18 protein-coding genes are annotated in these 20,360 nt (G+C 53.5%); 10 read left to right on the top strand and 8 right to left on the bottom strand.

Features of this window, described 5'->3' with window-relative positions; translation table 11 throughout:
• Positions 1-17 precede the first annotated feature (17 nt).
• On the bottom strand, positions 18-674 hold the full coding sequence (locus NSQ24_RS21780) for a CoA transferase subunit B (protein WP_024985370.1): 657 nt from the start codon (positions 672-674) through the stop codon (positions 18-20).
• 37 nt (positions 675-711) lie between these two features.
• Positions 712-1,404, bottom strand: a complete 693-nt coding sequence (locus tag NSQ24_RS21775; protein ID WP_039071023.1) for a CoA transferase subunit A — start codon at positions 1,402-1,404, stop codon at positions 712-714.
• 290 nt (positions 1,405-1,694) lie between these two features.
• On the opposite strand from NSQ24_RS21775, the gene NSQ24_RS21770 reads away from it, so the two are divergent.
• From NSQ24_RS21770 to NSQ24_RS21750, 5 genes are all read left to right on the top strand, one after another.
• On the top strand, positions 1,695-2,933 hold the full coding sequence (locus tag NSQ24_RS21770) for an efflux RND transporter periplasmic adaptor subunit (protein WP_171505714.1): 1,239 nt from the start codon (positions 1,695-1,697) through the stop codon (positions 2,931-2,933).
• The gene (locus tag NSQ24_RS21765; protein WP_031931624.1) at positions 2,926-6,174 is read left to right on the top strand and encodes an efflux RND transporter permease subunit; all 3,249 of its coding nucleotides are present in this window, start codon (positions 2,926-2,928) and stop codon (positions 6,172-6,174) included. The genes NSQ24_RS21770 and NSQ24_RS21765 overlap by 8 nt, the downstream gene beginning before the upstream one ends.
• A 123-nt stretch (positions 6,175-6,297) precedes the next feature.
• Complete coding sequence (locus tag NSQ24_RS21760; protein ID WP_251255197.1) at positions 6,298-6,792, top strand: VanZ family protein; 495 nt, start codon at positions 6,298-6,300, stop codon at positions 6,790-6,792.
• Between the two features lie 280 nt (positions 6,793-7,072).
• On the top strand, positions 7,073-7,486 hold the full coding sequence (locus NSQ24_RS21755) for a S1 RNA-binding domain-containing protein (protein WP_003391231.1): 414 nt from the start codon (positions 7,073-7,075) through the stop codon (positions 7,484-7,486).
• Between the two features lie 172 nt (positions 7,487-7,658).
• Complete coding sequence (locus tag NSQ24_RS21750) at positions 7,659-8,471, top strand: prolyl oligopeptidase family serine peptidase (protein ID WP_339166564.1); 813 nt, start codon at positions 7,659-7,661, stop codon at positions 8,469-8,471.
• On the opposite strand, the gene NSQ24_RS21745 is transcribed toward NSQ24_RS21750, so the two are convergent.
• From NSQ24_RS21745 to NSQ24_RS21735, 3 genes are all read right to left on the bottom strand, one after another.
• Positions 8,468-10,291, bottom strand: a complete 1,824-nt coding sequence (locus NSQ24_RS21745) for an ATP-binding protein (protein ID WP_003391236.1) — start codon at positions 10,289-10,291, stop codon at positions 8,468-8,470. The two genes, NSQ24_RS21750 and NSQ24_RS21745, sit on opposite strands and share 4 nt — an antisense overlap.
• 20 nt (positions 10,292-10,311) lie before the next feature.
• Positions 10,312-11,304 carry a BMP family ABC transporter substrate-binding protein gene (locus NSQ24_RS21740; protein ID WP_035980137.1) on the bottom strand — a complete coding sequence of 331 codons (993 nt, stop codon included), beginning with the start codon at positions 11,302-11,304 and terminating at the stop codon, positions 10,312-10,314.
• A gap of 135 nt (positions 11,305-11,439) precedes the next feature.
• The gene (locus NSQ24_RS21735) at positions 11,440-11,832 is read right to left on the bottom strand and encodes a hypothetical protein (protein ID WP_035980135.1); all 393 of its coding nucleotides are present in this window, start codon (positions 11,830-11,832) and stop codon (positions 11,440-11,442) included.
• Between the two features lie 129 nt (positions 11,833-11,961).
• On the opposite strand from NSQ24_RS21735, the gene NSQ24_RS21730 reads away from it, so the two are divergent.
• The 4 genes from NSQ24_RS21730 (at position 11,962) to ald (ending at position 15,305) form a co-directional block, all read left to right on the top strand.
• Positions 11,962-12,162, top strand: coding sequence for a hypothetical protein (locus tag NSQ24_RS21730; RefSeq protein ID WP_141334198.1), 201 nt, complete (start codon positions 11,962-11,964; stop codon positions 12,160-12,162).
• A 177-nt stretch (positions 12,163-12,339) separates the two neighbouring features.
• Entirely contained in the window at positions 12,340-12,693 is a 354-nt protein-coding gene (locus tag NSQ24_RS21725; protein WP_003391241.1) for a response regulator, read from the top strand.
• Between the two features lie 122 nt (positions 12,694-12,815).
• Positions 12,816-14,051, top strand: coding sequence for a helix-turn-helix domain-containing protein (locus NSQ24_RS21720; protein WP_003391242.1), 1,236 nt, complete (start codon positions 12,816-12,818; stop codon positions 14,049-14,051).
• Positions 14,052-14,180: 129 nt separating this feature from the next.
• Positions 14,181-15,305 carry an alanine dehydrogenase gene (ald, locus tag NSQ24_RS21715; RefSeq protein WP_003391243.1) on the top strand — a complete coding sequence of 375 codons (1,125 nt, stop codon included), beginning with the start codon at positions 14,181-14,183 and terminating at the stop codon, positions 15,303-15,305.
• Between the two features lie 63 nt (positions 15,306-15,368).
• On the opposite strand, the gene NSQ24_RS21710 is transcribed toward ald, so the two are convergent.
• From NSQ24_RS21710 to NSQ24_RS21700, 3 genes are read right to left on the bottom strand one after another with little or no spacing between them, the layout of a single operon-like run.
• Positions 15,369-16,541 (bottom strand): Ger(x)C family spore germination protein, encoded by a 1,173-nt coding sequence (locus tag NSQ24_RS21710; RefSeq protein ID WP_003391245.1) that lies wholly within the window; start codon positions 16,539-16,541, stop codon positions 15,369-15,371.
• A 13-nt stretch (positions 16,542-16,554) separates the two neighbouring features.
• Positions 16,555-17,994, bottom strand: coding sequence for a spore germination protein (locus NSQ24_RS21705; protein WP_024985366.1), 1,440 nt, complete (start codon positions 17,992-17,994; stop codon positions 16,555-16,557).
• On the bottom strand, positions 17,984-19,087 hold the full coding sequence (locus tag NSQ24_RS21700) for an endospore germination permease (protein ID WP_251238078.1): 1,104 nt from the start codon (positions 19,085-19,087) through the stop codon (positions 17,984-17,986). The genes NSQ24_RS21705 and NSQ24_RS21700 overlap by 11 nt, the downstream gene beginning before the upstream one ends.
• A 180-nt stretch (positions 19,088-19,267) precedes the next feature.
• On the opposite strand from NSQ24_RS21700, the gene NSQ24_RS21695 reads away from it, so the two are divergent.
• Positions 19,268-20,356, top strand: a complete 1,089-nt coding sequence (locus NSQ24_RS21695; protein ID WP_024985365.1) for a quinone-dependent dihydroorotate dehydrogenase — start codon at positions 19,268-19,270, stop codon at positions 20,354-20,356.
• Positions 20,357-20,360 lie beyond the last annotated feature (4 nt).

Raw genomic sequence — 20,360 nt, 5'->3', positions numbered from 1 at the left:
GGCGGCTTTCACTTTGCCTAGACCTTGACTGTTTTTAACACGCTGGACACCAACAGCTTTGGCTGCGTGCAGGCCTGAATATCCTCCGGCGTGTAGCCTTCCGCTACTTCCACCAGCAGCAGACCTTCCGGGGTCACGTCCAGCACGGCCCGGTCGGTGATGATCCGATTGACCACTCTTTTTCCGGTCAATGGCAGGGCGCACTCGTTTAAAATTTTCGGCTCGCCGTGCTTGTTCACATGATCCATGATCACGACGATTTTCTTGGCGCCGTGCACCAGATCCATGGCGCCGCCCATGCCCTTGATCATCTTGCCGGGGATCATCCAGTTGGCGAGGTCGCCGGCAGCGGATACTTCCATCGCGCCGAGGATGGCCAGATCGATGTGGCCGCCGCGGATCATGGCAAACGATTCGGCACTGGAGAAGTAAGCGGCGCCCGGTATTGCCGTGACCGTTTCTTTTCCGGCGTTGATCAGATCGGGGTCTACCTCGGACTCAGTGGGGTAGGGACCGATCCCGAGCAGTCCGTTTTCAGACTGCAGCACGACGGTCATCCCCTCGGGAATGTAGTTGGCCACAAGCGTCGGCATGCCGATTCCCAGATTTACATAAAAGCCGTCCTGCACTTCCTGGGCGGCGCGCATCGCAATTTGTTCACGCGTAAGAGACATAGCGTTGTCCTCCTTCGTTCATACTGGGTGGCTCCCGTTATTGACGCACCGTTCTGCGCTCGATCCGCTTTTCAAAAGAGGGGGCCTGGATCAGGCGCTGCACGTAAATGCTCGGCGTGTGAATGTGATCGGGATCAAGCTCGCCCGTCTCCACGATTTCCTCTACCTCGACGATCGTTATTTTCCCCGCAGCTGCCATCATCGGGTTGAAGTTGCGAGCCGTTTTGCGGAAGACGAGGTTGCCCATCTTGTCTGCCTTCCACGCCTTGATCAAGGCGAAATCGCCTGTGATGCCATATTCGAGCAAGTATTCCTTGCCGCCAAAGTCGCGGGTCTCTCTGCCCTCTGCGACTGGTGTTCCTACTCCAGCAGGGGTGTAGAAGGCGGGAATTCCGGCACCGCCTGCCCGAATCCGTTCAGCGAGTGTACCCTGCGGCGTCAGCTCCACTTCCAGCTCTCCCGAGAGGAACTGCCGCTCGAATTCCTTGTTTTCGCCAACGTATGAAGAGACCATCTTTTTGATCTGCTTTTCCTTGAGCAAAAGGCCAAGACCCCAGTCGTCCACGCCGCAGTTGTTGGAGACGACAGTCAGGTCCTTCACGCCCTTGTCTCGCAAAGCAATGATCAGATTCTCAGGAATTCCGACGAGACCGAAGCCGCCGACCAAAAGGGTGGCTCCGTCGTGGATGTCAGCCACGATGTCCGCGTAGGACGTGTAGATTTTTGCCATGAAGCTCACTCCCACCATCAAAATTGAACTGCACACAGCTGAAAGCGTTGTCAAAAATGGAATCCCTCTGAAAACGGAGATGCTGCGAACTGAAAAGCGTGAGGATTTCCACTTTTTCTACTATAATAACAGGAAGAGTTACAAACGAGTGACGAACGCAGCCGGAGATTAATAAAGAAAAATAAAAAATGACAGAAAAGTGGTACAAATAATCCGACCCTTCTGTAAAATATATTTTGTCATTTTATGTTCATTTTAGGGAAAAAAAGTTTTGAGCAGGAGCTGATGGAATGAAAAAATGGATCGGGCTCACGCTGGTTGCGCTGTTGCTGACGGGGTGCGGGAAGCTGAGTGAGAGCGTACAAAGTTTGAAGCGGCTGGAAGAAGAGACAGTCATCAAGGTAAAGACCGTAAACGCTTATACAGTTGAACCGCCGCAAGACGGATTGACACAGGAAATTTCCGGCGTGATCTCGCCTTTGAAAGAACTCTCGCTTTCATTTGCACGTTCGGGAAAAATCGCGCAAATATTTGTGCAAAAGGGCAGCGAGGTCAAAGCGGGACAAACCCTGGCTTCTCTCGATACGTCGGTATTCCAGCAGGAAGTGTCTGCCGCTCAGGGGCAAGTAGCCAGTGCCAGCGTCCGCCGCGCCAAGACCTTGCAGGGACCCGAGCAGCATGAGCTGGAGACGCAGCGGCTGCAGGTGGAAAAAGCAAAGCAGAACGCTGCCAAGGCTGCCGAAGAGCACGCCCAGGCACAGCTTTTGTATGCAAATGGCGCGATTGCCAAGGATGAGCTGGATCGATTGGCACTTGCCGACAGGCAGGCCGCAATCGCTTTCCAGGAACAGCAGATTCGCTATGACGAGCTGAAAAAAGGCGCCGACAAGCTGGAGATCGAAGCGGCCAACGCAGAAGTCCAGCAGGCCAATGTCCAGTTGACGCGAGCTCGTCAGGAAGCGGCTGACGCGGTGCTGAAGGCTCCTTTTAACGGAGTGGTTGCGTCGATTGCGCAGACCGAGTCGGAGCAGACCGGACCGGGAAGCGAAGTCATCCGTCTGGTGGATCCATCGCAGTGGCTGGTCAAGCTGCAAGTGGACAGCGGGCAGATCGGCAGTTGGCAGAAAGGCAAGACGGTGGTGGTCAAGGCAGCGGACGGTACGGAGGCGGAGGGGGTCGTCTCCTTTGTCGCGCCTGTGATGGATACGGCGACCGGCACCTATCCGGTGGAAGTGACTGTCCGGGAAAAAGCGGACCACTGGAGAGGCGGAATGGCCGTAACCTGCGTCTACCAGGTAAAGACCAACAACTCCTTGTTTGTACCCGTCACAAGCGTAGGTGTTGCCGAGGAGTCCTACTACGTCATGAAAATTGTAGAAAACACGATTAAAAAGCAGCCTGTCAAGGTAGGCAATTTGTACGGAACCCATTACGAGGTCTTGGAAGGATTGCAGCAGGGGGATCAGATCGTCTCCTCCGGACTATCCTACGTGGTGGACGGCGAGGCGGTGAAGGTGGAAGATGAATAACCGGACGTTTGCTTCTACATGGCCTGCGTTGGCCAAGCTTTTGGCGCTGGTTTGTTGTCTTTTGGCCGTGGGGGCCGCGCTCCGCATGGAGATCAGGCTTTTCCCCGACCGGCCACTGCCGGAGTATACGGTTCGTTTTACCGCTTCAGGCATGAGCGCGGAGATGGTCGATGAAAAAGTGGCGAGACCCGCTGAGGAGGCGATCCGCTCCACAGGTCTCGCCCTGAAAATATCGGCAAGAGCACAGGCCGGTTCAGCAATGATCACGGTCAAGACACGCAACAGTCTGTTTGAGGACGACCGGGAAAAGCTGGAGAGCAAGCTGCGGGAATTGGCCGCCTCTCTCCCCGTAAGCGACTGGAAGCTTAGCCAGTCCAACCTGGCGGATGATCGCGTTGGCTACTATCTTGTGCATGGCTCCGATGTACAAACGATCTCTGACGCGGCCCGGTATGAAGTGGCCGAAAAAATCGGGGCGATTCCGGGAGTGGCGCGTGTGGAAGTAGACAATACCAGCCTCCGTCAGGAAATGGAGCTGGTATTCCGTCCATCGATGCTGCAGGTATACGGACTGACCCCCGGAGATGTGATCGGCCAGCTTCAGGGAAAAGCTGCCCGGGAACAAGTCGGCAGCGTCGGAACGGGAACGGATCAGACTCACCTTCAATGGTCTGCGGAGTGGACGAGTCCACAGGAACTGGGGAAACAGCTCATCTCTACCGAACGGGGCTACATCCCCTTGAAGACGCTCGTTGACATCCGCGACCTCAGAGGAAGCAAGGGGGAATCCGTGTACGTATACAGAGGAGAGCCTGCTGTCGGTATCACGGTGTACGGAGCAGCAGGCTCCCAGCTTCCCTCGATCCGGGCTGAAGTGATGAATACGGTCAGCGAATTGAACAATGCGGCGAAAGGGCGGTACCAGATTGACCTGGCGGATGACTTTGCCGCCAAATTGACCGCGGCTGTTCGCGATACAGGCTGGCTGGTTATGCTGCTCACACTCGGCACCGCGCTTGCTGTGGGCATCATCCTCCGCAGCCTGATGGCAGGAAGCCTGTCTCTTCTGTCCCAGCTTATGGCCACGGGAGCCTTGCTGGGAGGCATGTGGCTTTGCGGCATACCGCTCACGCTCACCTCGATCGGGCCGGTTGCGCTGTTTGCCGTTTTGTTTGCAGGAGCGGGCGTACCGCTTTTTCACCGGATCGGACAGGAAGGGGTTCCTTCCCAGGAGAATTGCCTGAATCACGCAAGAGAGTTGATGAAGCCGGTCTTGCTTGCGATTGTGATTCTCGCAGCCTGCCTGACCGGGCTGATGACGACAGATATCATGAAGTCTGCTGACCTGCCGCTCCTGCATGACGTGCTGCCGGTAACGCTGATTGGTACGGTGGTAATGCTGGGCGTCTACGGCTTTATCGTTCCGATCCTGATTGCTGCCTGGCTTCCCGAAGGTTTTGGACCAGCACGTCAGGGGAGAGGCGGCAAGTGGACAAAGTATCTGGTTTCCCGCTGGGAGCGAACCGTCGGGCAAAGATTTTTGCCATTTGGAATAGCGTTGGCTGTCTCCTTGATTGCAGTGGTTCTGTTCCATTCATTTGTGCCGGTCGATCCGTACAGCAAAACAGACGGACATAAAAAGACACTCTCCCTGGCGATGATCAAGGGCAGCACCATCGATGAAGCCATGCAGGCTGCCAAAGCAGCGGAAGAGCGTCTGCTGGCTCTCGAGGAGGTACGGGATGTCTATACGGTGGCGTCCAAGGAAAATCTAATTTTCCATCTTCAGCTGGAAGAGAAGGACGAATGGACGCGGACCCGCATTGACCTGGAAAAAGAGCTGGAGAAAAGCTTGAGGGAGATTCCCCGTACCGATCCGTTTGCCATGGTCGTCTCGGATGATCAAAAGACCCGCCTGGAGGTCACGGTAAAGGGGCCGTCTCTCCATACGACCAAAGGCATCGCGATGCAGGTCGTCAGCTTTTTGCAGGAAATGCGCTGGCTGGATAAAGACGGCAAGGAAATCATCACGGATGAGCGTCTCGGTTCCGGTACGACAGGTACGTATATCGCGATCAAACCGAAACAGGATGTGCTTGCCCGTTACCGCGTGACGGAGGCCGAAGTACGGCGGCAGATGGAGAGCTATCTTGGAAAGCAGACGGCGGGAAATATGACCTGGAACAGCCAGAGCGTTCCGGTGACAGTCCGCTTTCCCGACAACTGGATGGAGCATGCCGACCAGGTCAAAAACATCTTGATCCGCACTCCGGCGGGAGCCGTTCGCCTGCAGGAGCTGGCCGACTGGTCGCTTACGGATGAACCGCCTGTTTATCAGCGAGAGGACGGCGATTACGTATTTCTGGTAAGCAGCGCCGTTTCCGTACAGAGTTGGATTGAGGGCATCTCGTACTCGATTTCGCACCAGATGGAGGAAGAAACGCCGATTCCGGAGGGGTATCGCATTTTAAGCGCTTCCGAATTGAAAAAAGAGCAGGAAGAGGCAACAAATGACACAGACGCGACCGGACGTTTCCTCGCCGGCTTTGCCGCCATCGCGACGATACTAGTGGCAAGCATGCTGCTTCTGCGCAGAATGCGTGACGGTATCATTGCGCTTGCCCTTTTGCCTGTGCTGTCCGGCGGCGTGATGTTCGGCCTGTTGCTGTTTGACCGGCCGCTGAACGTGATGGGCTTTTACGGCATTGCTGCCGCGGCCGCGATCATGGTGCAGCAAGCCGTGATCTTCCTGAACCGGCTTGCTGAAACAAAAGAGGACGCTGAAACGCTTCTGGATGGAATCAGAGCCCAGGCTGCGAGGTCTGTCCCGGGTCTGATCAGTGTTTTCGCAGCGCTGACAGTTGCCTGCCTGCCGTTTGCCTGCGGACTTGGCAACGGGGATGATCTGCACGCGCCCTTCGCGGCTGCTCTTTTGATCGGAACGCTATTGGCCATCTACGCCGTCATCGTCCTGACACCGGCCATCTATCTCGGTTCCGAGTATCGACGATTGTACAGTCAGCCATTGAGCGTTCCCGCCATCCGGCAGCATCTGCACACCTGGTGGGAAAATGAAAAGGTGCGCCGTCTGGATAGCCGAGGTCGGAAACGAAAGAGTCCGGACGGGCAGCCTTACTCGTATGAAGACTCGGTGCAACAGCCGGCTTCGGAGAGACCGAGAGAGCTGTCCAAAGAAGATTTCTTGCCCTTGTCGGCTTCGCCGCGAGATGCCAACCAATAGCGGTTGGCATTTTCTCGTTTTCACAAACAACTTGCATGCTGGCGGCAGACCGCTGCTATATTTTGTTATGATAAAAGAAAGAAAAGCAGCATAAGACAGGCAGCGGCGGTAAGGAGGAGGCAAGTGGGAAGAGCGAAACGAGTGCTTGAGATCATCCTGCTGGTGGGCATACTTGCGGGATTGTTCATCTCATCATCGACACCGTACGGGAAGCAGGATATTCGCGGTACGATTTCAAAGTTTGTCGATGAAGGGACGGTTTCAGAAAATTGGCAGGATTTTTCCTTTCAGTATGGAAAAAAAGAGATCAGTATTGACAATAATGGAGTAGCAGGGGTTATTGAGTTCTTTCTCCGCAAGGGAACGCATTTTTCTGTATTTGCCATTTTGGCGGCGGCGTGGTATCGGGTATTGCGTCAGCGCTTGACTGCTATGGTGGCTTTGCCCTGGAGCGCTTTTTTAAGCCTGGCTGTGGCCGTGCTGGACGAATGGCATCAAACGTTTACCCCTGACAGGACCGGACAGGTCGCCGATGTAGTCCTGGATGGGATCGGCGTGAGTACGATGCTGCTGATCATTGCCGTATGGTCGCTTTGGGGAAGCCGAAAAACAAGGTGATAAAATGGCAAAGTGTTATCCATCCTAGGATGAAGGACAGACTGGAGGAAAAGATGGGAGTGGAACCAATGATTGCATCTGCTGCCAAATAAAAAAATAGCGGAGATCGGAATAGCAGGAGCATTCTACCGATCATCCCAGGAGGGGTAAGCTGGTAATAGAGCGTTCCTAGAAAGAATAGGCTTTTCAGTCATTGATTATCTCTGCTATACTAATGTAATGAGGCTTCTAGTAGAGGTTCTCACCATTTTTGGGAAATGATAAAAGGAGTGCAAACTGAATGGCAGTACAAGTGGGAAGCATCATCGAGGGAAAAGTGACAGCAATTAAACCGTTTGGGATGTTCGTAGCAGTCAGCGAAACCGAGCAGGGGCTAGTCCACATTTCCCAAGTAGCAAACGGTTTTGTCAAAGATATCAACGATCACTTTTCCGTAGGAGATCAGGTCAAAGTAAAAGTCCTCTCCATTGATGATGCAGGTAAGATCTCGCTTTCGGTTCGCGCCGCACTGCCTGCGCCGGAGCGTCCAGAGCGTGAAGAGCGTCGCGGGGGTGGATTTCGTGGAGGCGACCGCGGGGGCAATTCAAGACGCGATAGCGCAGCTTCCTTCGAGGACAAGATGAAAAAATGGTTGAAGCACAGTGAGGAGAACCTTGCTACGATCAACAAAAAGAACGCAAAACGCGGCTACTAGGGCCTAACCATATCAGAGCAGGAAAAAGACGGGAGCACCCGTCTTTTTTTCTTGTGGGGAATCTAAAGAGGTCCCCAGCAGACAGTATATAAGAAATGGTTGTCGCAGTCTTTGGCTGATTTGATCGGGGCTGACGCCAGCTTCGAGGATCAGAAAGGAGAGGGAGAGTAAAGTGGAAGCAGAAACCGCCTGCAACTATTTGGAGCCGTTTGTAGAAGCTGTCCCGGAGCTTTCTGTTGAGCCCGGTGTCCGTCTCTACACAGTCAGCTATTACAGTCAGGGACTTCTGGTCAAAGCGGCGCTCGCTGTGCCCGATGCCCAGTTGGGGGAATGCCTGCCCGCGCTGCTTTATTGCCGCGGGGGCATCAAGGGGGTGGGCAAGGTCCGGCCGGAGCGGATTAGCCAGATGGCCTCGTTTGGCTATGTCGTGCTTGCCCCTCACTATCGGGGCAATGAAGGAGGAGAGGGGCGAGACGAGTTTGGCGGTGAGGATCGGCACGATGTCTTTTCCGCTTATGAGCTGCTCTGCCGGATGCCCGGTGTAGACAGCGGGAGGATCAGCGTCTATGGCTTTTCACGAGGCGGAATTATGGGGCTTCTGGCGGCGATCGAGTGCCCAGGTCTGCGCTCTGCGGTTGTGTGGGGAGGTGTATCCGATCTGTTTTTGACGTACGAGGAGCGCATTGATTTAAGGAGAATGCTTCGCCGTGTGGTCGGCCACCCACGCAAGCAGGAAGAGGCCTACAGATGGCGCTCGCCGATTTTTCGCGCAGCGGAAATTAGCTGTCCGGTCCTGATCATCCACGGTACAGAAGACGGGAATGTCGGAGTTGAGCATGCCCGGCGCCTGGGCGATGCGCTGAAAGCAAACGGGAAGCCCCATGAAATGTGGCTGGCGGAGGGTGCCAGCCACTTGTTCAAAGGAGAAGTACTGGAGGCGTACACGAGGCGGATGTTTGACTGGCTGGCAGCTCCTCGGGCCTAAGCGCGTCCATGGCGGCAGAGCGGCAGGGAAATGACAATTTCTGTTCCCTTGCCCGGCTCGCTGAAGATCTGCATGCTCCCGCCGTGGTTTTCAACCATGCGGCGGGAGATGGGCAAGCCAAGTCCCGTTCCCTCTTCCTTGAGGGAGAAGAAAGGATCAAAGATGCGTACCAGATGCTCGGGAGGAATGCCCGAACCGGTGTCGGCCACGCGGATTTGGACAGTCGAATCAATCACCTTGCTTCCGATGCAGAGCGATCCCCCGTGCTTCATCGCCTCGATGCTGTTCTTCATCAGGTTGAGCAAAATCTGCTTGAGCTGCTCGACGTCAACCTCCAGCCGCGTATCTTTTTCCAGCAGGTCGACGATTTCAATTCCGTGCAGGGCAGCTTCGCCCTTCATCAACGGCAGGATGGAGTGCAGCACCTCTGTCAGCGACACCTCGCGATAGTTGGGCTCCGACGGCTTGGAGAGCATCAAAAGCTCTGTCACGATATGATTGACCCGTTCGATTTCCTGCAAGATCAAAGGGAGGTAGTGGCGGTCTCTTTCTTCCTCAGGCAGCCTTTGCTGGAGCAATTGAATAAACCCGTAGATCACAGTCAGCGGGTTTCGAATTTCGTGGGCAGCGCCTGCGGCCAGTTGGCCGACCATCGCCAGTTTTTCCGACTGGTGAAGGTAATCCTGGACTTGCTCTTGTTCGGTGATGTCAGAAAAAGCGACCATCCATCCAGCTTCCTGGTCGTGCTGATTCCGCAGCGGCACGTAGGAGACAAGCGCAGTAAATGGCGTTTCATTCTCGCGATAGAGCGAGATTTTCCGATTTTCAAACCAGGGTGTCTGCTCCCCCGGTCCGCCACTCCAGAGGTCGGGGTCTTTGGTCATGGGGAAATGACTGGAATCCAGGCGGACGAGTTCTTTTGCTTTTTGGTTGATGTGTACCCATTCCGAATGAAAATGGCGGGTAATGACGCCGACCGGGAGGGAGTTGAGAATCTGCTCTCTGACATTCTTTTCTTCCTCCAGCACCTGTCTGCGGGCTTCGTCCTGCTGGAACAGTCGGGCAATGCTGGTCGACATTTTGTTAAACTCCTGCGCCAGTTCATGAAATTCATCTTTGGTGTCGTAGACAATCTGCTGGCCGAATGTTCCTTTGGACACTTCCCGGACTTGTTCGATCAAAGACCGGATTGGACGCAGCAGCTCTCTTCGGAAGTAAAACGTGCAAAACAGTCCGAATAAAATAGAAGCGACCGATACGCTGTACGTCAGGATCAGGGAAACCTTCAAGGTCTCATTCGTTTTCTGAAATTCCTTGTTCGTCTGGTACTCCAGGCGGTTGAGGGAATAGGTCAGATGCCGTTCCAATTCGTTGATTTTTGGCTGCACGTCTGTCTCAAGTACATAGCTGACAGCCGTTACGTTGCCTGCTTGCAGCAGGGGATTGATTTTGTTCAAGAAGATGAAATCGAGCTGCGAGATCAAATCGATGACCGTGAGCAGCTCACCGTTTTCTTCCGTTTTGGGAACAGAGGAGAACCGGGCACTGTTGACAAGATTTGTGTAGTATTGATCAAGGAAAGATGGCTGTCGCGTCAAGGTGTACATTTTCAAGGCATATGTCTTCAGGTAGAGCTGGTTTTTCACATCCAAAAGAGCACTGGCCTGAGGAAGAACATTTTGGGTCAGATGCATCTCATCGGATGTCACCTTGGTCATCTGGTAGCTGAACAAGGTCGTTACACACCCGATCAGCAGCATCATGACCAAGTAGCTGAGCATGATTTTCTTCTGAAAACCTAAGCTGCGAAACGGAGACATCATGTCTATCCTCCAAACATCTAGCGGCGCTGAATCAACTTGTCCAGCTCCCGCTTGATTTCTTCGCGTATTTCTTTGGGAACCATGGGTCCAAACGAGCTCAGACGGTTTACTCCTTCTTTCAGCCCGTAGGTAACGCTGCCCGAAGGCAATTTTCCGGCAGTAAATTGAGACATGACCGTCCGATAGCATTGTCGAACGTCCTGAATCATCGACGCGATTACGTGATTGGGTGCGATGTAGCGTTGATCAGCGATGTAGCCGATCGCGTAGATATTGGCACGCTGCGCTTCGGTAATGACGGCCAGATTCAAGCTGTCCCCCGTGGTGTAGACCACGTCGACCCCTTTGGAGATCATCTCTTTTGCCGCCTTGGTGGCTCCTGCGATGTCATTGAAATCGCTAACCTTGCCGACGATCACTTTTGTTTTTCCGCTCGTGTCTTTGACTGCTTGTGTGAAGCCATTCAATTGATCGTATTCGGTGGGCTTGTCCGCGATGATATAGCCGACCTTTCGCGTACGGGTCATCTGCGCGGCGAGCTTTCCTACCAGGTATCCTGCGGGCCACATATCGTAGCGGATGGTGGTCTGGTTGGAGTGTGGAGCTTCTCCGTTAAAGGAAACAAAACGGGTCTCCGGATAAAACGGAGCCACTTTTGTAAAAGGTTCGGAAAAAATGACACCATGTCCGAATATGAGATCATAGCCATTGGAGGCGTACTGCTCGGCGGCCGCTGTAATCTTTTCAGGGTCCAGATTGCTTGCTACTTCCAGTGAGAACCCATATTGCTTCTGCAGCTCTGTCAAGCTTTCAAGGGCGCTGCTGTTCCACCCCTGGTCGTAGGTGGGACCTTCCAGCATCAGGGCGACGTGCAGCCGATGGCCAGGCACTCCTTTTTCCTCCATTTGCCGTATATGCTTCATACTGGTCAAAAATTGACTTGTATTCAGCAAAAGCAACCCGATCACCAGGCAGGCAAACAAAGCGGGAAACGGTTGAAGCTTGGGCATGAGTGTCTCCTCCACAAAAATGAAAACGTAATTGAACACATTTCTACAAAATGAGACAAAAATCCTCCCGCAGGAAAAAAGAGGAGGCCTGTACTCCTAGAGTACAGACCTCCTTTTGAATTACAGAAAACCGATTTAGAAACGATAGCCGCTTTGCAGAGCGCGTTGATTCTCAACCGCGTGAGCCGCATGCTGCGACAGGGCAGGGTTGGCTGGAGTGGCATACGGGTTTTGGTACTGGCTGAGCGATTGAATCGCCTCAGGAGAAATGTGACCGCGGAAAACCAGGGCGGCCGGGGAAACCTGGTCGTTGTACGCGGTGTTTTTCTCGTTGTAGGCAGGCTGATTCGGATACATCATATGGCCCTGACCTTGTTGCATCGAGTAGGCGTGGGCGTTTCGCTGGTGCATTTCGGCCTGCTGGTGATGGTACATCGCTTGCTGCTGGTGAGCCTGAGCGTGGCTCCGGTGCAGGTGGGCATATTGTTGGTGAGCTTGTCCCAGATCGTATTGATGACGATTGTTCATCTGCATACCCTCCAGTAAATGGAATAGACGTGCGCAAACAATTCGGCAGTTCGCCTTTTACATTATGTCCAACTGGCGCGTGATCATGCGAAAGGGGAATGGGGGAGTGGACGGCAGGGAATGATAACCGTGAGCAATTACGAAAGACAAAAAAGAGAGGTGCGGCAGGTGGAAAAAGATCTGATTGAAATTCCCCAAATCGACATTCCCGATGAAATCAGGCAGGTAGATCTTCCCGAGATTGGCGAGACGACCCCACATCCAAAACCAAGCAGCCCTTCCGTCCAGACAGGAGAAACCGAACGGTCCGTCGGCTTTTTAGCGGAGTAGAAGGAGAGTCAAAAAGCCCGCTGCTCCTCGTGTTTCATCTGCATTTTCCCTCAGGGAACCCAGCCGGATCGCAAACTGTACGTTCGACAAAAATAGCCATTTTCTCTCGTGGACAAGTCTCTGATTTTTTGTAAAAGTTAAAGGATAAGTGCGAGACAATTCAAGGGGGAAAACTACGTGGCCCGTTTGTTGATTGTAGACGATGCGGCGTTTATGAGGAAAATGCTGGCCGACATGGTAGCCGGGAAGCACGAGGTGTGCGGAGAGGCGGCCAACGGTGTGGAGGCCATTGAAAAGTACAAGGAACTGAAGCCTGACGTCGTCACGATGGACATTACCATGCCGGAAATGCAGGGAATCGAAGCGATGCGTGAGATTCTGGCCATCGACCAGGAAGCAAAGGTACTCATCTGCTCTGCTATCGGCCATCGGCAAAAAGTATTGGAAGCAATGAAAAATGGTGCCCGCGACTTTTTGGTCAAACCCTTTCAAAAGGAACAGATTCTGGACGCGATTTCCCGTCTGGTGTAAATGTATGAAAAGCTGCTCTCGTTTGCGGGAGCGGCTTTTTTCGTTCACTTTTGATACGAACCGGGACGTCTTTTCGTTATAATAAACAAATAGCAATACACGAGCGTTAAGAGGGTGGAGCCGTGTCAAACCAACCGAATGTTTTCCAACAATTTCAGCATGCCGATATCGACGAGCTGGCTGATGTCATCGGCGAGCTGCTGCAGAACCCGATCACAATTGAGGATGCCGACCACAAGCTGATCGCCTACAGCTCTCACAGCGAGAGCACCGATCAGGCCAGGTGGTCGACGATCATGGGCCGGCGCGTGCCTGAGAAGGTGCTGACCCGGCTGTGGAAAGACGGCGTGTTTCAGGAGCTGCTGACCAAGGATGAGCCTGTGCACATCCCGGCAAAGGACGAGGTCGGGCTGGGCAAGCGGGTAGCCATCGCCATTCGCAAAGGGAGCGAGGTCCTGGGGTATATATGGGCGATCGAGGTCAATCGGCCGATCACGGAGGAAGACGACGACATCTTGCGCCAAGCGGCACGGGCTGCCGTCTCCCGGCTTGTTCAAAGGCAGGGCAAGCGGAAGGCGGAGGAGCAACGGCGCAAAGAATTTTTGTGGGAGCTGCTGCTCGGAAACCACAGCAGCGACACGCTCATTCGCCAGAAGGCGGAAAGTTTGCAATTGCAGCTATCCACGCCGTATCTGATCTGTATCATTGAGGCGGCGGGGACGCGCCTGGAGCAGTATCTGTACCCGCTTTTGATGAGAGACAAGCTGCTCTGGGTCGTGGATGGCAACCAAATCGTCCTGTTGATCGGACAGGCCGGGGCAGGAAAACAGCAGGATGAGGCGCTGGTTCGAAAGGTGAAGCAATTCCTGGCCGATTCCTTGGGAAAACTGGAATCGCACGTAAGCGAGGGGCAGGTGACGGCAGGCTACGGCCGCAGCTACAAAGCCTACGCCGATCTCGTGAAAAGCTACCGGGAAGCCTTGCATGCGGTCAAGATCAAGCGGCTGTTTCCGCAAGAAACCGCGGGCATCCACGGCTATCGCGAGCTGGGGATCTACCGGTATCTGCTCAAGCTGAAGCAATGGGACGAGGAACAGGGGTACGAAAATGAAAGGCTCGCCAGGCTGAAGCAGTATGACGCGGAAAATCAGACCGCGATGACGGAAACGCTGGAAACGTATCTGGATGCTGCCGGAAAGGTGAACATTACCGCCAATCGGCTGCATATCCATATCAATACGCTTAGCTATCGATTGAAGAGAATCGAAGAGATCATGCAGGTCGATCTCGAAGACATGAATCAGCGGGTGGCGCTCTACCTGGAGTTGAAGCTGGACAAATTAAACAGCGAACGGTAGTTCGTTTGTGGGTTTTCACAAATAAAAGGAAGGCAAGATTAAGGGAATCCCCAAGGAAAATCGGTTTGTAAACGCTGTACAATGTAGGTAATCTCGTCATTCGGCGTTTGCAAAAGGAGGACTTATACGATGATTGTAGGGATTCCCAAAGAGATTAAAAACAATGAAAACCGCGTGGCCATTACGCCAGCAGGTGTAGCAGCACTCGTGCAAAACGGCCATTCGGTCCGGATCGAAAACAGTGCTGGACTCGGCAGCGGCTTTACCAATGAAGATTACACCGCAGTGGGCGCGGAAATCGTAGCCACGGCAGCAGAAGCTTGGGCAGCCGATATGGTGATGAAAGTAAAAGAACCGCTTCCGAGCGAATACGGCTTTTTCCGTGAAGGCCAAATCCTGTTTACTTACCTGCACCTCGCTCCAGAACCGGAACTGACGCGTGCTCTGGTAGAGAAAAAAGTGGTAGCCATCGCGTATGAGACCATTCAGTTGGACAACGGCGCTCTGCCCCTCCTGATGCCAATGTCTGAAGTGGCTGGACGCATGTCCGTGCAAATCGGCGCTCAATTCCTGGAAAAGCCATATGGCGGCAAAGGCGTGCTTTTGGGTGGCGTACCAGGCGTGCCGAAAGGTGAAGTCGTCGTAATCGGCGGCGGTATCGTAGGTACCAACGCTGCGAAGATGGCACTCGGTCTGGGTGCGAACGTAACGATCCTCGATGTGAGCGCGGACCGTCTGCGTCAGTTGGACGACTTGTTCCAAGGTCGCGTGCAAACACTGATGTCGAACTCCTTCAACATTGCGAATGCCGTGAAAAAAGCGGATCTCCTCGTAGGCGCTGTCCTGATCCCGGGTGCGCGTGCGCCTCGTCTGGTAACGGAGGAAATGGTAAAAACCATGGCTCCTGGTTCCGTGATCGTAGACGTAGCAATCGACCAAGGCGGCTCCATCGAGACCTGTGACCGCATCTCTACACATGACAATCCGACTTACGAAAAACACGGCGTCATTCACTACTCCGTTGCAAACATGCCGGGTGCTGTAGCCCGCACATCCACGCTGGCACTGACCAACGTGACCGTGCCGTATGCGGTGCAGTTGGCGAACAAAGGCTACCGTCAAGCGGTCCTGGACAATCGTCCGCTGTCGAAAGGTGTAAACGTCATCGACGGAAAAGTAACCTACAAGGCAGTTGCAGAAGCTCACAACCTGCCGTATGTAGCGCTTGAAGAAGTGCTTTTGGTGAAAAACTAAGGCTTGCCCTTTTCATACACATGCAGATCAACTGCCTGCCCTGCCGATCGGGGCGGGCAGTTATTAGTTCTGCTCGATCAACCGGGGATAGTCATACCAATCCAGCTTCATCTTGCCCGAATCCGCGAGATCGACGTTGACCTCGACTTTTGCCAGGGCGTTTGCTTGAAAGGGGAACGCTTGGGATTTGGGCATTTGCTTCCACCTTTGATAATCCTCACGGAACAAAACGTATTCCAGCCGCAGCAGATCAACCCCCGAACGCAGGCTTTTCTCAAAAGCTCCCCGTATCTGCCGCTCTATTTCCTTCTCCGATTCCTTCCGGATAAACGAAGACGGATTGTCTTCCATCAACTCCCGGATGTACCCTTTTACTCTGATGGATATATCAAAACGAACAGGACCTTTGGTCTTTTTCGGGCGAATGACGACATCCGGGCGCTGCAAGCGGACTGTCGCGACCGACTTGCCGTTTTTTCGGATGACGATTCCGGCACTCTGGGTTCTGGGAGTAAGCCAGCGCAAGCCGAGCAACTCGTCTTCGGGAAAGAAGCCGTTAAGCTTTCCGTGATGGATGGCAAATACGCCGTTGAGCGACAGGCGTGTAATAAATTGAGAGTCCATTTTCCATTTGTTCTTCACGACGGTGATCGAGGGGAGCAAGATCGTATTCGCAGGCTCCCAGTATTCGGAGATGAATTCGTGAAAGCGGATCGGCTGGATAAAAGAGCGCTGCTTGTAAACATCCACGGGCTGATGAAGCAAGGTGGATTCGGGAGAAAAGCCCAAAACAGGCTGTACACTCAGTACCTCCTCCAGCTTGTCGTGTGTTCCGAAAACCCACTTGGTATATCGGAGAAGGCCAGAGCGGTTCAAAATATCGTAGACCGGAAGAATCCCCTTTTCCAGTATTCGTTCGTGAAAGATCAGCGAAGAAACAAATCCGGTGAATGTCGGGATCTGGGCATTTTTGATCAGGTTGTCGATGGCCGATTGAGGCGTATCTCCTCTGCCTACGGCGATTACGGCAGGGGCTTCCCTTTCGTCTGCCTGGGTCTCTTGTTTTGCGACCCTGGCCAAATCCACCGTTTGCGTGTAAAAAACGTATTGGCCGTCCGTATAATCGATGCCGATGGCAGTCAAATACACCATATTCTGAATGACCTTTTGGTCCCAGCAGCCGGTCGTCAAGAACAGACACAGCAAAAGCGGGAAAAGCTTCCTCCCGGTTTTCATGAAACCTCCTCCCTCAGTCGGATCTTTTTTTGTTGGTGATCAAAGAAAGCAAGGGGCGGACAAGCACCTGCGCCAGATCGGAAAAGATCATGGGGGAGCGGCTAAGGACATACGGCTGTCCAAAAGAGGAAAGCGTGGACAGGTAGAGCACGGTACCGATGACACTGATGACAAAACCGTACATGCCAAGAATCGAACTGAGCAGGAAGACGGCAAAACGGGTGATCGTGACAGCGCCACTCAGGGATTGGTTTACCAGCGTAAAAGAGGCGACGATCGTCAGCGAGCCGATGAACAGCTGGGAGGGAGAGGTGAGCCCTGCCCGAATGGATGCGTCCCCAATAATCAACCCGCCTACCAACGCCAGCGTTTGCCCGACGTTTTTGGGCAGGCGTGCCCCGGCTTCGCGCAAGAATTCAAAAACAAAGAGAATGCCCAGCATCTCGATCGGCGAAGAAAAGGGCAGTCCCTTTCTGCCTTGACTCACGGTGGCCAGAAGCTGAAAAGGAAATTGCTCGACATTGTATGCCGACAGCGCCACCCAAAAGCCGGGAAGAAAGATCGCCAGCCAGATGCCAAACAGGCGCAAAACCCGCTCCAGCCAAATATAGGCCACGGGGTATTGGTCGTCTTCAGGGGCCTTGACCAGCTCCGGCAGGCTGCTGGGCACAAGCAGGGCGATGGGAGAGTTGTCTGCCAGGATGGCGGCTTTTCCCTGCAAAAGCAGATAGGTGACGTAATCGGGCCGTCCCGTGTAGTCGGTCAAAGGAAAAATAGAGTAGGGATTGTCGGTAATCGTTTTTTCCAGATTGGCGCTGGTTACGACCTCAAGCGATTCGTTTTTGACAAGGCGCTCTCTCAAAAGCCCGATAAGCTCTACGGGAGCCTTGTCAGTCATATAAAGCAGTGCCACCCGAGTTTTTGACTTGGTGCCCAAGGTAAAGGATTCATAGGCCAAAGAAGTGGTCCTCAACCTTTTGCGGACCAGGGCGACATTGGCCGATAGATCCTCGACGAAGCCGTCGCGGGGTCCTTTGATCGAAACCTCCGTATTGGCTTCTTCCGTCGAGCGCTGCGGGCGGTTGGAAAGACCGCAGGAATACGCACCCTTTCCACGCCAAAAAAGCAACAGCTCTCCGGCAAATAGCCGCTTTGTCCACTCCGTAAAGTCAGCAGGCAAAGGTTCTGCGAGAAAAGCGTCGAGCCCAGATCCTTCGTCCATTTCTTTTAGCTCAGGCAGGATGGTATCTTGCATCTGCTTGATATCGATCAGACCCTCGCAATAAACGAGAATGAATCCGGAGCCATCTCTTAATGAAACCGACTGGATCATGACATCCGCGCAGTGGGCAAAAGCTCGCCGCAGTTCGTCTTCGCCCGGATTTTCCAGAACTCCGAGAGCAGGCTCGCTTCTCAATTGGTAGCTCGGCAACGGCTTTTGCTCACGATTCATGATGACGTCCCTTCTGCTGTTTTCCCGCGACCAAGGCGACGATGGCAAGAACCATGGTAAGCACCAGGACGATGATCGCCGACATGGGAAAATACCATCTCGATAAAAAGGTGAGAAACTGCATGTCCGAAAAGGGCAAGCTCATCAGGGCGAGCATCGATGCGCCAAGAAACGAGAGAACCCCCAAGCGCTGTTTTGGTTTGCTGATTTGCAACAGCTCGGTCACAAGAAAGAGACAAAGAGAGAGGCGGACGAACGCCCCGGACAGCCACTGGTAAATGGAAAGAAATTCGAGATTTTCGATGTATCTGCCCATGGTCAGCAGCCGCCACTGCTCATAGGAAGGATAGCGCTGCCTGGTCGCTTCTGCCGGTCCGAATTCCGCGATAGCCCCAGTCAGCGGGCTAAGTGTGAGAATGATGATAATCCCTCCAAGCACTAAGAGGTACATGAACTTCGTTTCCGTTCTCAGATGATGCTGCAAAAACAGAATCAGGACAATTTCCAGGAAGCCTCCAGCCGCATAGAGCATGCCATTTATAACCGGAGTCATTCCGTTTTGAAACAAGGGCAAAAGCAAATGGTAATCCTTCTTGGGCATATTGCCAAAGCCGACTAAAAAGCCGAACAAGACGACGAACGGCAATAGCAGCCCGGAGGCGATAGCGATCGAATGGATTCCGGCATACGCGGCAGCTACACTAAGCAAGACGAGGACCAATCCCGTTACGATTTCCGGAGTGTTCGGCAAATAGTTGACGGTTGTCCAGGTCTGCGTGTCGGTCAAATTGACGAATGCCATCAAGTACAAAAGAAGCATGAACGGGAAAAGCAAAAGGCGGCTCCCGACGTGTCCGACGGTGGCTTCCAGCCAATCGGAGAGCGACTGCCTGTTCATCCGGCGACAGATGAGAAAAAGAAGCCAAAGCCATCCGATGAAGGGAATGGCTACCAACAGAACGCTGATCCAGGCGTCCCGGCCTGCTTTGCTTAGCAAGAGGGGAATGATCGTTACGTGAGTGGTGATCCCGACAGACAACATGATCATCATCACAGCTTGCAAAAATCCAATAGATCCTGTTTGGTTTCTCACGGACCGGTGCACTCCTTTTTCAAAGGATGTCCATACTATGTACAAAAAGGAAAGGCGTTATGTAATGTCTACCCGGCACCCGTATTTCCACTGGAAAAAAAAGAATCTTTCATTTTGTGCGCCTCATACGAAAAAATATGGTATGCTACTAGGCAGAAAAAAGCAGTGAGGAGTGCAGCGATGTATCAGCTAGTGCGGAAATTCCTGTTTCAGATGGATGCGGAAGAAGTGCATGAAAAAACCGTCCATCTCCTCAAAGTGGCAGAAAAATCAGCGGCAGGCAAAAGTCTTCTAAAGATGATGTATCAGGTGCGCGACGAGCGGCTTGAGACGAAGCTTTGGGGGATTACGTTTCCCAATCCGGTTGGGCTCGCCGCGGGCTTTGACAAAAATGCGGAGGTGTACCACGCCCTGGCAGCGCTCGGCTTTGGCTTTGTCGAGGTCGGGACGATCACGCCGCAAGGCCAGCCGGGCAATCCGAAGCCGCGGCTGTTCAGATTAGTGGAACATGGCGCCATCATCAACCGAATGGGCTTTAATAATCTGGGGGCATATTTGGCATCCCAAAATCTGATCGATTACGCTTATGCCGATATTCCGATCGGGATCAACATCGGCAAGAACAAGATTACGCCAAATGAACACGCCGCCAGCGATTACAGCAAGTGTTTGGACATGCTGTACAGCTACGGCCATTACTTTGTCATCAATGTCAGTTCGCCAAACACACCGAATTTGCGCGATTTGCAGGAGACCGAGAGCTTGCGCAGCTTGATTCGCGCAGTCAAGGACAAGGCTTCCGAGCTGGAATCGCGGGGAGCCAAGGCGAAGCCGATCCTGTTGAAGGTGGCTCCCGATATGGCAGACGAGCAGATGCGCGACGTCGTGCAGGCTGCCGTGGCAGAAGGAATCTCCGGTATCATTGCGACGAATACGACATTGTCCCGCGAGCCTGTGCAAGACCATCCGAGAGCGAATGAGGCAGGCGGCTTGAGCGGAAAACCGCTCGAAGCGAGAGCGACCGCCTGGGTCAAGGAGATTTATCAGGAAGTCGGGGACAAGGTGCCGGTCATCGGAGTGGGCGGCATCTTTACCGGAGAGGATGCGTACCGCAAGATTCGCGCCGGCGCCAGCCTCGTCCAGGTCTATTCAGGCATGGCGTATCAGGGGCCGGGGATTGTCAAAATGATCAACAAGCAGCTGCTCCAATTCCTGAAGCGCGACGGCTTTTCGCACATTAGCGAAGCAGTCGGCGTAGATGCACGGTAATTTT

This window comes from Brevibacillus sp. FSL L8-0520, from assembly GCF_037963895.1.
GTDB lineage: Bacteria > Bacillota > Bacilli > Brevibacillales > Brevibacillaceae > Brevibacillus > Brevibacillus borstelensis.
The sequence above is the reverse complement of the archived record's forward strand: the minus strand, read 5'-3'. Positions and strand labels throughout refer to the sequence as shown.

Bases quoted from the DNA above. Each gene is read 5' to 3' on its own strand.
- NSQ24_RS21780 (WP_024985370.1), bottom strand. From the start codon at position 674: ATGTCTCTTACGCGTGAACAAATTGCGATGCGCGCCGCCCAGGAAGTG.
- NSQ24_RS21775 (WP_039071023.1), bottom strand. From the start codon at position 1,404: ATGGCAAAAATCTACACGTCCTACGCGGACATCGTGGCTGACATCCAC.
- NSQ24_RS21770 (WP_171505714.1), top strand. From the start codon at position 1,695: ATGAAAAAATGGATCGGGCTCACGCTGGTTGCGCTGTTGCTGACGGGG.
- NSQ24_RS21765 (WP_031931624.1), top strand. From the start codon at position 2,926: ATGAATAACCGGACGTTTGCTTCTACATGGCCTGCGTTGGCCAAGCTT.
- NSQ24_RS21755 (WP_003391231.1), top strand. From the start codon at position 7,073: ATGGCAGTACAAGTGGGAAGCATCATCGAGGGAAAAGTGACAGCAATT.
- NSQ24_RS21745 (WP_003391236.1), bottom strand. From the start codon at position 10,291: ATGTCTCCGTTTCGCAGCTTAGGTTTTCAGAAGAAAATCATGCTCAGC.
- NSQ24_RS21740 (WP_035980137.1), bottom strand. From the start codon at position 11,304: ATGCCCAAGCTTCAACCGTTTCCCGCTTTGTTTGCCTGCCTGGTGATC.
- NSQ24_RS21735 (WP_035980135.1), bottom strand. From the start codon at position 11,832: ATGAACAATCGTCATCAATACGATCTGGGACAAGCTCACCAACAATAT.
- ald (WP_003391243.1), top strand. From the start codon at position 14,181: ATGATTGTAGGGATTCCCAAAGAGATTAAAAACAATGAAAACCGCGTG.
- NSQ24_RS21710 (WP_003391245.1), bottom strand. From the start codon at position 16,541: ATGAAAACCGGGAGGAAGCTTTTCCCGCTTTTGCTGTGTCTGTTCTTG.
- NSQ24_RS21705 (WP_024985366.1), bottom strand. From the start codon at position 17,994: ATGAATCGTGAGCAAAAGCCGTTGCCGAGCTACCAATTGAGAAGCGAG.
- NSQ24_RS21695 (WP_024985365.1), top strand. From the start codon at position 19,268: ATGTATCAGCTAGTGCGGAAATTCCTGTTTCAGATGGATGCGGAAGAA.